The organism is Flavobacterium sp. I-STPP5a, assembly GCF_009764685.1.
Lineage (GTDB): Bacteria > Bacteroidota > Bacteroidia > Flavobacteriales > Flavobacteriaceae > Flavobacterium.
Genome location: NZ_VHLM01000077.1, coordinates 159,090 through 173,527, shown reverse-complemented (window position 1 = coordinate 173,527; position 14,438 = coordinate 159,090). Strand labels below are relative to the sequence as shown.

Annotated in this window: 9 protein-coding genes and 1 tRNA gene; 9 read left to right on the top strand and 1 reads right to left on the bottom strand. The window is 36.2% G+C overall.

Annotation, left to right across the window (positions count from 1 at the left end; translation table 11 throughout):
• Positions 1 to 90 precede the first annotated feature (90 nt).
• The 9 genes from FJV36_RS14815 to acs all read left to right on the top strand — a co-directional run bounded on the left by FJV36_RS14815 (position 91) and on the right by acs (position 11,433).
• A tRNA-Phe gene (locus FJV36_RS14815) sits at positions 91 to 163 on the top strand.
• A gap of 330 nt (positions 164 to 493) precedes the next feature.
• Positions 494 to 913 (top strand): hypothetical protein, encoded by a 420-nt coding sequence (locus FJV36_RS14810; RefSeq protein ID WP_158728464.1) that lies wholly within the window; start codon positions 494 to 496, stop codon positions 911 to 913.
• A 101-nt stretch (positions 914 to 1,014) separates the two neighbouring features.
• Positions 1,015 to 2,394 (top strand): porin, encoded by a 1,380-nt coding sequence (locus FJV36_RS14805; protein WP_158728463.1) that lies wholly within the window; start codon positions 1,015 to 1,017, stop codon positions 2,392 to 2,394.
• 21 nt (positions 2,395 to 2,415) lie between these two features.
• Positions 2,416 to 3,951, top strand: a complete 1,536-nt coding sequence (locus FJV36_RS14800) for an MFS transporter (protein ID WP_158728462.1) — start codon at positions 2,416 to 2,418, stop codon at positions 3,949 to 3,951.
• Between the two features lie 11 nt (positions 3,952 to 3,962).
• Entirely contained in the window at positions 3,963 to 4,190 is a 228-nt protein-coding gene (locus FJV36_RS14795; RefSeq protein ID WP_158728461.1) for a DUF6814 family protein, read from the top strand.
• A gap of 332 nt (positions 4,191 to 4,522) precedes the next feature.
• Complete coding sequence (locus tag FJV36_RS14790; protein ID WP_158728460.1) at positions 4,523 to 7,228, top strand: sensor histidine kinase; 2,706 nt, start codon at positions 4,523 to 4,525, stop codon at positions 7,226 to 7,228.
• Positions 7,229 to 7,231: 3 nt separating this feature from the next.
• On the top strand, positions 7,232 to 7,594 hold the full coding sequence (locus FJV36_RS14785) for a response regulator transcription factor (protein WP_158728459.1): 363 nt from the start codon (positions 7,232 to 7,234) through the stop codon (positions 7,592 to 7,594).
• A complete protein-coding gene (locus FJV36_RS14780; protein WP_255470420.1) occupies positions 7,591 to 9,510 on the top strand; it encodes a propionyl-CoA synthetase in 1,920 nt (639 codons plus the stop codon). Before FJV36_RS14785 ends, FJV36_RS14780 begins: the two co-directional genes overlap by 4 nt.
• A gap of 15 nt (positions 9,511 to 9,525) precedes the next feature.
• Positions 9,526 to 11,433, top strand: a complete 1,908-nt coding sequence (acs, locus tag FJV36_RS14775; RefSeq protein ID WP_158728457.1) for an acetate--CoA ligase — start codon at positions 9,526 to 9,528, stop codon at positions 11,431 to 11,433.
• A gap of 110 nt (positions 11,434 to 11,543) precedes the next feature.
• Here acs and FJV36_RS14770 read toward each other — a convergent pair whose 3' ends face one another.
• A complete protein-coding gene (locus tag FJV36_RS14770) occupies positions 11,544 to 14,432 on the bottom strand; it encodes an alpha-amylase family glycosyl hydrolase (protein WP_158728456.1) in 2,889 nt (962 codons plus the stop codon).
• Positions 14,433 to 14,438: the final 6 nt, after the last annotated feature.

The window sequence follows — 14,438 nt, the reverse complement described above, 5'->3', positions numbered from 1 at the left end:
ATTTAAAATGACGAAGATACAAATTCATTTTTTTTTAAATTTATTTTGGAGAAACAAAAAATGATTCTATATTTGCACCCGCAATAGCACGGTACCTTAGCTCAGATGGTAGAGCAATGGACTGAAAATCCATGTGTCCCTGGTTCGATCCCTGGAGGTACCACAGAACCCGAATAGAGATATTCGGGTTTTTTGTTTTTATATGCCTCGCAAAAATAAAATTAAAAACTAGTTTTCAATTTTATTTTAACACTACGCATTACCTACAAACTATTTTTCAAGACACCATAAATCTATTTGTAGCAATTTTACTCCTGTTGCACTAAATCTTCTTTTTCTTTAAAATCACTTACAGTCAAAACCTTATTTTACTGATAATACCACAACAAATGACAGGTAAAAATAAACAGTTTGTATATTTATTCTGTTTTTTTATAAACAATTCTGATTTAGAATGTTGCTAATTTAGTATATTTATGCAAAATTTATATACATGGAGCTTTTAGCCTGCCCGAAATGCCAAGGAAACCACATCACAAAAAGTGGAGTAATCAACAATAAACAAAGGTACTTGTGTAAAAAATGCAACTATTTTTTTACTGTAAATAAATTGGGTAAAAAGATTGATGACTACTATGTTACTAAGGCACTACAGCTTTATTTGGAAGGATTGAGTTTTCGAGAAATTGAGCGCATTATTGGCGTTTCGCATGTCACCATTAGCAATTGGGTAAAGTCATTTAACATAAAAAAACCATCACACGCTAATTATCACCCTACCTATAAAATTTTAAGTCACTTAGAACTAATAGAATACTTAAAGAATAAAGAACTACTATCTGGAGCAGGAATGATCATCACTGAACTTGGTGACAAATTCATGCTTATAAAATGGGAACGTTTCAAAGATTAACTATAGACTTTACACAAATATATATCTGAATTTTTTTTCACAATAAAAAAATAGAATTTGGCACTTTATTAACCGACCATTTACTAACCAAAATTTTATTTATGAAAAAAATATTGTTTTCAGCGGCAGTACTCCTACTATCACTGCAAGGTTTTTCTCAAGGCTCCACTGACTACGGCGCTGGCTTGAAATTTAACCTGAACGAAGACGGTTCAAAGTTCATGCGTGTCATTGCATGGAACCAGATCTGGATGCGTTCATCTCAAATGAATCCCGGTACAATGATTGGTGGTGAAGCAACATCAACTGCAACCGACATAGGAAACAGACGTTTGCGTTTTCTAGCCTATGCACAAGTATCTAAACGATACATGATTTTGACCCATTTTGGGATTAACAACCAAACTTTTACCAATGGCGGCGCAGCAGGAACATCTGGAACAGGTGGTTATGGTGCAGGTAAAAAACCAGGTTTGTTTTTTCATGACGCATGGAACGAATATGCAGTAGTTCTACCTGAAAAAGACAAAAAATTTAGCATGTCACTTGGTGCAGGATTACATTACTACATGGGTCTATCCCGATTAACGATGGCATCAACCCTTAACTTCCTTACTATTGATGCTCCTATATTTAACTGGCCCTTAATTGAAAACTCAGATCAATTTGCTAGACAAATGGGTCTATTTGCAAAGGGTAAATATGGAAAACTAGAGTATCGCTTGAGTTATAATAAACCTTACGCAACTAATATAGCTCCTACAAACACCACTACCGTAGGTAACGCCGTAGCAGTTGACAACAGTGGAATGACAAAATGGTCTAAAGCAGGATATTTTGAATATCAATTTCTAGATCAAGAAGCAAATGTACTACCCTTTAAAGTAGGTAGTTATTTAGGAACTAAGAAAGTATTCAATGTAGGTGCGGGTTTTTATAATGCTCCTGATGCTACAAGATCTTTAGTTAATAACACCGTAAACAAACACGACATTACACTTCTGTCTGCTGACGTGTTTCTAGATTTACCTATTGGAAAAAAAGAAAACAAAACGGCTGTAACGGGTTACAGTGTACTTTATGATTATGATTTTGGACCTAACTATTTACGCAATGTGGGCATTATGAATATTGGATCAGTAGATCCTAATTTCACAGGGAACAGAGCCATAGCCGGTCCTGGAAATGCGCAGCCTACAATAGGTTCTGGAACTATCTGGTACACGCAAGCAGGTTTTTTATTGCCTAACAAAGAGGCGAAACCAAAAGTGAGAATTCAACCCTTTGGAGCAGTTACGTATAAAAACTTCGATGCTTTAACACAGTCCAGCACACAGTTTGATGTAGGATCTAACTTTTTCTTAGACGGGCATCATGCAAAAATAACAACACAGTATTCAACGAGACCTGTTTATACCTCAACAAGTAATCGATCTGGATCATTAGGAGACTTCGTAGTACAATTGCAAATTTATTTATAACTAATTTTAAAAGCATAATTTATGAGCACTAAATCAACAAAAGGAATTTGGAAAGTCATTTCTGCATCCTCAATGGGTACCATGATTGAATGGTATGACTTTTACATCTTTGGAAGTTTAGCCGTTGTAATTTCAACTAAATTTTTCCCTTCTGACAATCCTACTGCTGCTTTCCTATCTACTTTAGCCACATTTGCAGCTGGATTCGTTGTTCGCCCGTTTGGAGCCCTTTTCTTTGGAAGATTAGGAGATTTAATCGGTAGAAAATACACTTTTATGGTTACACTCCTTTTGATGGGAGGAGCTACATTTTTAATAGGATGTATTCCAACTTATGAAACCATTGGGTTTATGGCGCCATTATTAGTTTTGATTCTTCGTTTGCTTCAAGGACTAGCGCTTGGGGGTGAGTATGGAGGAGCTGCAACTTATGTAGCTGAACATGCACCCGTAGGACAAAGAGGATATTGGACTTCATGGATTCAAACTACTGCTACAGTGGGACTATTTATTTCCTTAATGGTAATTCTAGCAACGAGAAACTTTCTTTCTCCAGAACAATTTGACGAATGGGGATGGAGAGTTCCGTTTTGGGTATCCATTGTTATGGTAGGAGTTTCATATTTGATTCGTAAAAATATGGATGAATCTCCTGTTTTTGCCAAAGCAAAAAGCGAAGGAAAAACGAGTACCAACCCACTAAAAGAAAGTTTTGGAAACCGTTACAACTTGAAATTTGTATTACTTGCATTATTTGGCGCAACAATGGGACAAGGTGTAGTTTGGTACACAGGACAATTTTACGCGATGAGTTTCCTTAAAACGGTTATGTCAATTGATTCCTCACAAGTAGATACTTTACTTGGGATTGCATTAATTATGGGTACTCCATTCTTCATATTTTTTGGATGGCTGAGTGATAAAGTGGGTAGAAAATACATTATGATGGGAGGAATGCTGGTTGCTATTCTATTGTACAGACCAATCTACAAGCAGATGTTTGAAACAACTAATGTGAAAAATAAAACAGAAGTAGTTGCCAATACTAAAATTCTTGCCGAATTAAAAGAAAACAAGAAACAAACCATGGACTCTATCTACACGACTAACAAAGAGTATGAAGATGGAACAACATTAGTCGAAGTAAAAACAGTATCTTTAGAAAACGGTATTGCAAAAATAGTTGACGGAAAACCGAAAATTGAAACTAAAACCACTATAAAAATTAACTCTAGTGACAAATGGACACTAATATTTTTAGTTTTTATTCAAGTGATATTTGTTACAATGGTTTACGGTCCTATAGCTGCTTTCCTTGTTGAAATGTTCCCGGTGAAAATTAGATACACTTCCATGTCATTGCCTTATCACGTAGGTAACGGAATTTTTGGTGGCTTACTACCTGCAATATCAACCTACTTTGTAACTAATGCTAAAGATTTAGGCCATCCTGAATATTACTTAGAAGGATTATGGTACCCAATTGTTATTGCTGCAATCAGTTTTACTATTGGAATGGTTTACATAAAAAATAAAGATAAAAACGCTCACGTATAAAAGACACAGCTATGAATCAATTAAAAAGACTTTTAGGATTAGTTTGGATTGCATGTGCAGCAGCTGCAGCCTATTTTTGTATTTTCCAATTTGGGTTACCCAAATTTACATCAGGAAAACAAGAAGATTTAGTATTTGGAATCATTATCCTTTTTGTGCTCACTCCGTTAATCGTGGCGGGACTTGGAACCTTTGGTTACTATGCTCTCGCTGGTGACTATGACGAAAGAAACGATTAAGCAAACCATTATTTTGGGCAATCTCTACAATTAATTGTAGGGATTGCTTATTTAAAGCAACGTTGAATGAAAAGCTATTTGCATTTACGTGCTGGAACAATTACTCCTTATTAAAAAACGCATCAATTAGACTATCCCATTTTGTATGAAAAAGAGACATGAACAAAAACTCGTTATTCTTTCAATGCTAATGCTATTGGCCTTGAACATGCCACTCTTACTTTTATTTGACAGTTCAAAACCCATTTTTGGATTTCCAATTATCTATGTTTATATCTTCTCGGCATGGCTTTTTTCAATTGCAATCTCGTATTTAATTATCAAAAGGTATTATGAATAGTATAGGTCTTTTATTGATATTAGTACTCTATTTGTCTATTCTTTTTTACATTGCCTATTGGTCTGAAAAAAGAAGCCACTCTAAATGGACTAATAATCCTTATATATATTCTTTTTCGTTAGCCGTATATTGTACTGCATGGACTTATTATGGCAGCATTGGCGTAGCTGCAGAATCCGGTTTAGGATACCTACCTATTTATTTAGGCCCCATATTAATCATCCCTACTTGGATGATTATCCTCAAGAAAATCATCCGAATTTCGAGAGTAAATAAAATTTCCAGCATTGCAGATTTTATTTCTTTACGGTACGGAAACAGTAGATTTCTTGGCGCCTTGGTTACCATAGTTTGTATTTTTGGAATTTTACCCTATATTTCCTTACAACTCAAATCGATATCAGATACCTTTCATATTGTAACAAAAACACAAGCAAGCTCAAATATTTTTACTGACACTACTACCTACGTATGTCTTGCTCTAGCTCTTTTTGCCTCTTACTATGGAACTAAATATGTTGATGCATCTGAAAAAAGAAGAGGTATTGTTACTGCTGTTGCAATGGAGTCGATCTTAAAGTTGATTTTCTTTTTGATCATAGGGATTTATGTAACCTATTTTGTATTTGATGGCGTTGATGATATTTATAAACAAGCAGCAACTATAAAAGATTTTGACAAAAAAAATACCATTGGAGGCATTACGGATGCTATGAACTGGTTTTTCCTTTGCGTTTTATCTATGTTTGCCATTTTTCTTTTACCAAGACAATTCCATACCGCCATAGTAGAGAACAATAAAGAAACTCATATACGCACTGCAATATGGCTATTCCCGCTGTATTTATTACTTTTCAACCTTTTTGTTTTTCCAATAGCTTGGGGAGGCAATATTCTTTTTGAAGGCAAAGGACACAATTCAGATACATATTCCTTACTTATACCGCAATTGTTTGACAACGATACCTTGACGGTAATGGTGTTTCTAGGAGGGTTTTCTGCAGCCATATCCATGATTATTGTTTCGTCTATATCTCTAGCCACCATGTTAAGCAACAACTTATTGATTCCGTATGGCTTTATAGGCTCCTTAGAAAATTCGTCGCAAGAAAAAAATAGCAAACGCATTGTAAACAGCCGTAAAATTGGAATTTTTTCTCTAATTATTTTGGCCTATGCCATCTACAGATTATTTATTCTAGACTATTCACTGGTTTCAATAGGCTTAGTAGCCTTTGTAGTCATTGCCCAATTAGCGCCCTCCTTTTTTGGGGCTATCTTTTGGCGCCGAGGCTCAAAAAATGGTGCTGTCACAGGAATCATTCTCGGATTTGCAGTTTGTTTTTATACCTTACTAATTCCTTATGCAAGCGGCATGACAAATTCAGTCAGTCGTTTTGTTACCGAAGGACCTTGGGGCATTTCACTATTAAAGCCTTTTCACCTTTTTGGATTGGATTATTTAGAGCCTATTCCGCATGCTGTTTTTTGGAGCTTATTAATTAACATCATGAGTTATGCCGCGGTATCGGTAAGTTTCAAAGGAAATTACAGAGAACGCAATTATGCCGAAATGTTTGTGGATATTGACCAATACATCACCAATCACGAAAATGCTTTTGTATGGAAAGGAACAGCATACATCTCTGATATTCAAAAAGTATTGCTTCGCTTTCTTGGCGAAGACCGAACAAAACGAGCTTTGACTATTTTCAATTTAAAATACAACATCGATAAAAATATAACAACTGCCGATGCCCGATTTATAAAGTTTGCCGAGAATTTATTGACAGGTCACATTGGTACGGCTTCCGCCAAAATATTAATTGCAAGTGTAGTCAAAGAAGACAAAATCAGCTTGCCCGAAGTATTGCGAATTTTGGAGGAATCCAAAGAAAACATTATCATCAACAAGAAATTGACGGATACTTCGAACGAATTAAAAAAAATATCGGAACAACTCAAGAATGCCAATCAGGAACTAGTCAATAAAGACATCCAAAAAGATGAATTTCTAGACACCGTAACCCATGAGTTGAGAACACCAATAACAGCAATTCGTGCAGCAAGCGAAATTTTGTATGATGATGACGCTGTTCCCGAAGAAATGCGAAAACAATTTTTGCAAAATATCATTTCAGAGTCGGATCGATTGAATCGTTTGATTGATAAAATTTTGGATTTAGAAAAATTTGAAACGGGAAAACAGAAAATCTACTTGTCAAAAAACAACATTACAAAAACGATTTTAACTACGACAACTTCATTAAATCAATTAATTAAAAACAAAAAAATCACAATTGACTTTGACAAAGCTGATCACGTTATTAAGGCTTTTTATGACGAAGAACGCATAGTACAAGTAATCCATAATTTATTGTCTAATGCCATAAAATTTTGTTCAGAAACGAATGGAAGAATAACTATTTCTATCCTTGAGAATGAAACAAATGTAGCAGTCAAAATTCACAATAACGGTAAACGTATTAAAGAAGAAGATGCCGAAGCTATTTTTGACAAATTCTATCAATCTCGGAATCAAAACATAAAAAAACCAATAGGAAGCGGATTAGGATTAGCCATTTGCAAACAGATTATAGAACATCATAAAGGAACTATTTGGAGTGAAAAGAATGAGGTTGAAGGTGCCACTTTCATCTTTACATTACCCAATTATAATACAACAGAAAATAATTAAAAAATGAAAAAAATTTTAATTGTAGATGACGAGCCAAATATTGTAATGTCATTAGAATATACTTTCAAAAAAAACAATTTTGAGGTTTTTATAGCCCGTGACGGACAAGAAGCATTGGACATTTTGCAAACTAAACTCCCAGACGTTATTATACTGGATGTTATGATGCCCATGGTGGATGGTTTTGCAACATTGGAACAAATAAAAAAAGAGGAACGTTTGCAACATTGCAAGGTAATTTTCCTTTCGGCAAAAAATAAAGAAAAAGACATTGAAAAAGGGCTCTCCTTAGGTGCTAACTTGTATGTAGTGAAACCATTTTCGATCAAAAAGTTAGTAGAACAAGTACAGGATTTAATTCAATAAAGAACAAATTCAACACCATGAAGTACGAAGAAATTTATACCCGAAGCATCGACCAACCAGAAGCATTTTGGACAGCACAGGCCGATGAAATTGAATGGTTCAACAAACCAGCGACCATTTTATCGAAAGATGAAAATGGATATCCACAATGGTACAAAGACGGAGAATTGAACATTTGTTACTTAGCCCTTGACAAACACATTCAAGATGGATATGGCGACCAAGTTGCCCTAATATATGATTCTCCAGTAACACAAACCGTAAAAAAATACACCTTCTCTGAGGTAAAAACCGAAGTAGCAAAACTAGCAGGTGGCATGCTTGCATTAGGTTTAAAAAAAGGGGATACGGCCATTATTTACATGCCTATGATTCCGCAAACAGCATTTGCAATGTTAGCTTGCGCACGTATTGGAGTAATTCATTCGGTTGTTTTTGGTGGTTTTGCACCACATGAATTGGCTATCCGCATTGATGATTGTAAACCGCGTGCCATTATTACGGCTTCGTCAGGAATAGAAGTAGATCGATTAATTGCCTACAAACCATTAGTCGATGAAGCCATTGCATTAGCGAGTCACCGACCAAAAAAAGTTATCGTTTTCAATAGAAAATTAGGAGCTAGAATCCCGTTTAAAAAATATGATGTAGATTATGACGCTTTAGTGTACGGATCAGAAGAGACATCCTGTGTTGCCTTACCTTCTAATCATCCGCTTTATATTTTATACACATCTGGAACTACAGGAAAACCAAAAGGAATTGTAAGAGACACTGGAGGTTATGCCGTTGCATTGAAATTCTCGATGAAACATATTTACAACGTAAATCAAGATGAAGTTTTTTGGGCAGCATCGGATATGGGTTGGGCAGTAGGACACAGCTACATTTTGTATGGCCCATTATTAAACCGAAATACAACCATTATATTTGAGGGCAAACCAATAAAAACTCCTGACGCCAGCACGTTTTGGAGAATTATTTCGGAACATAAAGTAGGTACTATGTTTACAGCACCAACTGCCATTAGAGCCATTAAAAAAGAAGATCCTAACGGAGAATTCATCAAACAATACGATTTAAGTTGTTTAAAAAATCAATTTTTAGCAGGAGAACGCTGTGACAATGCAACGTTAGAATGGTATCAAGAACACATTCCAATTCCTGTCATTGACCATTGGTGGCAAACCGAATCTGGTTGGCCCATGATTGCCAACTCCCTTGGAATTGAAAAAATGCCTGTCAAATCTGGTTCGGCTACAAAAGCAGTTTGTGGCTATGACATTCGGATTTTCAATGAAAACGGCCAAGAACTAGGTCCAAATGAAGAAGGGCTTGTGGTCATAAAATTACCATTGCCACCCGGAAACCTGCTAGGAATTTGGGCAAATGAAGCCCGATTTAAAGCCAGTTACTTTAGCAAATTTGATGGCTATTACCTTTCTGGTGACGGTGGTTATAAAGATGAAGACGGTTATATTTTTATTACCGGAAGAACCGATGATGTTATTAATGTAGCTGGACACCGTTTATCAACCGCAGAAATGGAGGAAGTTGTGGCTGCTCATCCCTGCGTTGCAGAATGTTCAGTTATAGGCATTCACGATGAGCTAAAAGGACAAGTTCCGCTAGCATTGGTCGTGACTAAACTAGGAACCGAAATGCAACAATACCAATTAGAACAAGAAATTATAAAACTGGTTCGGCAGCAAATTGGGGCCGTTGCTTCGCTGCGAAATGTAGTTGTAGTGCAACGTTTACCAAAAACAAGATCTGGAAAAATCTTGAGAAAACTAATGCGAAGTATTGTTGATGGTGAAACCTTTCAAATTCCATCTACAATTGATGACGAAACCATTATTGACGAAATTACACAAACAGTACAAAAACATAAAATAGGTAGTTATAATTTATAAAATTTATCAAACATCATGAGTTACTATAAGATTAATAATTTAGAAGAATATTTTAAACATTACAAAAAATCAGTTCGTGAACCAAAAAAATTCTGGGACAAAGTAGCCTCTGAAAACTTTACTTGGTACCAAGAATGGGATAAAGTGGTTGATTTTAATATGGCCGAAGCCGAGATAAAATGGTTTACCGAAGCCAAAGTAAATATCACCAAAAATTGTATTGACAGACATTTAGCAAAAAACGGAACAAAAACTGCCATCATTTTTGAACCCAATGATCCAACAGAAACCGCTTTACACATTTCCTATAACGAACTACATGAGCGTGTGTGCAAAATGGCAAATGTTTTACAAGAGCAAGGCATACAAAAAGGAGATCGCGTATGCATTTATTTGCCTATGATTCCAGAACTAGCTGTTACTACGCTAGCTTGTGCAAGAATAGGTGCTATTCACTCCGTTGTTTTTGCAGGATTCTCGGCATCGGCGGTGGCAGCTCGTATAAATGACAGCACTTGTAAAATGGTCGTAACTTCAGATGGTGGCTATCGCGGCAATAAAACAATTGATTTAAAAAGTATCGTTGACGAAGCCTTATTGAGTTGCGATTGCGTTGAAAAAGTATTGGTTGCTAAAAGAATCAACTCAACTATCAATATGAAAGAAGGTCGTGACCAATGGTTACAGCCACTTCTAGATGCTGCATCAGACAATAACGTGGCCGAAATTATGGATGCCGAAGATCCGTTGTTTATTTTGTACACTTCTGGCTCTACAGGAAAACCAAAAGGTATGGTTCATACTACTGCAGGCTATATGGTGTATACCGCCTATACGTTTAAGAATGTTTTTAATTACGAGGACAACGACATTTTTTGGTGCACTGCTGATATTGGTTGGATCACTGGACACTCCTATATTTTGTATGGCCCTTTATTGAATGGAGCTACGACAGTAATTTTCGAAGGCGTTCCCTCCTATCCTGATTTCAGTAGGTTTTGGCAAACTATTGAGAAACATAAAGTCACTCAATTCTATACTGCCCCTACAGCCATTAGAGCTTTAGCGAAAGAAAGTATCGAATTTGTACAACGATACCAATTGACCTCTTTGAAAGTCATTGGATCCGTGGGAGAACCTATCAATGAGGAAGCTTGGCACTGGTACAACAACCATGTAGGCGATAAAAAATGTCCTGTAGTGGACACTTGGTGGCAAACCGAAACCGGAGGAATCATGATATCACCAATTGCTTTTGTAACACCAACAAAACCTACCTATGCATCGTTACCATTACCGGGAATCCAACCTGTTTTGATGGATGAAAAACGCAACGAAATTGAGGGCAATCAAGTAACGGGAAGTTTGTGTATTAAATTCCCTTGGCCAGGAATTGCTAGAACTATTTGGGGTGATCATCAACGATATAAAGACACTTATTTCTCTACCTTTCCAGGTAAATATTTCACTGGCGATGGCGCTTTGCGTGACGAAGTTGGGTATTACAGAATCACGGGCCGCGTAGACGATGTTGTAATTGTTTCTGGTCATAACCTTGGAACAGCCCCTATTGAAGATGCTATCAACGAACATCCAGCGGTTGCTGAAAGTGCTATTGTAGGTTTCCCCCATGATATCAAAGGAAATGCTTTGTATGGCTTTGTAATTCTAAAAGAAACTGGAGAATATCGCGATAGAGAAAATCTGAGTAAAGAAATTAATCAACACATATCTGATCACATTGGACCTATTGCAAAGTTGGATAAAATTCAGTTTGTCTCTGGTCTACCCAAAACCAGATCTGGCAAAATCATGCGTAGAATTCTACGTAAAATAGCCGAAGGGGATTACTCTAATTTTGGAGATACTTCAACCTTGTTGAATCCTGAAATAGTGGACGAAATCAAAAATGGTAAAATTTAATTTTTAGTTTTTATTTGTTGTTGAAAAACTGCTTCACTTCTGGAGCAGTTTTTTTATACAAAAACGGCTATCTTTTAAGGACAGCCGTTTTTCACTAATTCAACGTCTTATTAATTTTTCAATAGTTTCAAGACCTTCATGACATTATTCTCATCAAATGTTTTTACAATGTAAAGTCCTTGATTCAAATCACTAACTAAAAATGGAGATCCTGCTGTTTTAGTAGCATCAAAACTTTTAACCAATTGTCCCGTGATAGAAAAAATTTGAACTTTAGAAATAGTTTCATTCAATATAAAATAATCAGATACTGGGTTTGGATACAACACAATAGTTGGTGATTTTTCATAATCGGCAATTGCCAAAGAAGCTGTTTTATTCCCGTATATTTTAAACTCACCTGGCTGTAAAGATATTGGTTGTGATGTACTTGAAATTACAATTTCACTATTGTCCATCAAATTATACCACGTACCTGTGTAAGCAAAACCAGATGGAACTGTTTGAGCGGTTACATTAAAATTAGCAAGAATCAAAACATCTTTTAATTGGCTTGAAGCCAAAGCGCTGTTGGTAATTTTAATATTAGGGTATAACGAACTCGTGTTTGCAATACTTGCGGTACCAGAAAAAACCGGTTCCATTGTTTTCATGGTAATCATTTTGGCCCAATCATCGTAAATTTTACTTCTATTAGTATCCCCAAGCCAGTTACCAGTCCATTGCGGTTGTGGTTTTGTATCTAGCTTACAATCGCCAGAAGTACCATCAGAAGGTGTGTTTACAACGCCATTGTTACAAGAAAAGATAGACTTTTCCCAACCTAGCTCCCCAAATTGCCAAATCATTTTTGGTCCAGGAACCAATAATGAAACGGCTCCCAAAGCAGACATTCTAGACAGAGCCACATTTAAGTTTTTGACATCATGTGCAGTACTGCTGTTATTTCCAGACTGTATGTTATTATACATCAAACGTTCTTCATCATGACTTTCAGCATAACCCATTAATCTATGCGCTGTAAACCCTCTACTAGAAGCGTTCATTCCTGATATGTTGCCAGAAAATCCTTTTGTAAGATTGTTGTATTGACTTGTCAATATTCCCCACATCATTACTCCCTTGCTTGGAGTTTCATTCAATCTGTAATTGGCCCATTGCTGTTCTTCGTCATTTCCGCCTAAATGTTCAAAAATAACATAGTGATTTGGATCTAAATTCCAAGAATAATCGGCATATTTTTGCAATACCTCTACTCTATCTTGCTGTCTATTTCCAGTACAATTTTCCTGACCTCCAGCTACATTAGCTGGGCAATTTTGGGTAAACCCTTTGGTTAAATCCCATCTAAATCCATCAATTTTATATTCTTCAACCCATTGTTTAATGACCCTTTGCACATAATTTTGTGTTCTAGGTTGCTGATGGTTAAAATCTTCACCCACACTGTAACTGTGCATGGCAGTTGTATTAAAATAAGGATTCTCAGTAGAAGGAGAACCCCAGCCATCACCGTCAGGATCGTTCATCCACATACGAACCATAGGATTACGACCAAAAGCATGATTTAACGCCACATCAAGAATTACGGCTATCCCGTTTTGATGGCACAAATCAATAAATTCTTTTAACTTGTCAGAAGTTCCGTAGAATTTATCCAAAGCCAAATGAAATGAGGTGTTATACCCCCAGCTTTCGTTGCCTTCATACTCCATAACAGGCATTAATTCAATCGCATTTATTTTCAAATTTTTGAAATAATCAATCTTATTAATTAAGTCCTGATAACTTCTATTAGCATCAAAATCACGTACTAATAATTCGTAAACAACTAGTTTTTCTTTGGCTGGTTTGACAAAATTAGTAGTAGCAGCACTCCATGCAAAAGGCGTTTTACCCGTTTGTAAAACAGTTACCTCACGTTCCTGACCAGCAGGATACACAGGCATGTTTGGATATTTTGAAGCAGGAATGCCCCCATCGTCAAAAGGAGACAAAACTAAAGTAGAATAAGGATCGGCTGTTTTTACAAGTGATGCTGATCCAGCACTTGGAGTAGCATCAACAACCCAGTATTGATAGGTGTAATTTACTCCAGATGTTAAGCCTGTTAATTCTAACCAAAACTTCCCAGAGATCGGGTCCTTTTTCATAGCATAAACGTCTGTAGGTTGCCAATTATTAAAACTTCCTGCAACGTAAACAAAGTCTTTAAATGGCGCATCAAGTACAAGTGTTGCTTTTGAGGCATCCGCAGTATTATAATTTATACCATCTAACAACCCCATTGGTATGGCTTGGCTAGCAGCATTTGGGTTTACAATAGCGCTAAATTTTTTACTAATTGTTGTGGCACCTTGAGTTACTTGAAGTTCGTAATTTTGATTGCTAGTAATTCCTGTTTGATTAAAATTGTAGTTAGCAGTAAAAGAGTTTGTGTTTACTGTTACTCCGTTTGCTTTTAAAACGTAACTCGCATTTCCACCCGTATTTGAAGCTGAAATATTCAAACTTCCGCTACTAGAAATGATAGTTGCGCTATTTTCTGAAGGAGCAGTCAATGTTACTTGAAATGAACCTACTTCATTGATTATATCTTGCGATTTTTTATCACCACTTCCGTCTTTAGCTTTCACTAAAAAACCGATTCTACCTATTCCGTTTCTGTTATAAAAAGTGTTTGGTGTAAATGTTTTTGTGTAGGTATCTGAGCCCGAATCATACGTAAATCGGTTCGCTTCATTAGAAGCTGTCCATGCACCGTTAGTAGGACAATCAACAATATTTGCATCATTGATGTCAAAAGACCATGCCCAAATATATAAAGCATTGCCCGTTACTCCCCAAGCAGACTCATTAATAGAAGCACCACTCACGGTTAAAGTTACAGTAGTTCCTTCTTCAAAAGTAGCAGGAGTAATGGTATACGTAATGTTTTGTTGTTGCCCAAAAACCGATAGCGATACACAAAACAATACAAAAAGTAGTATTTTTTTCATGGTTTA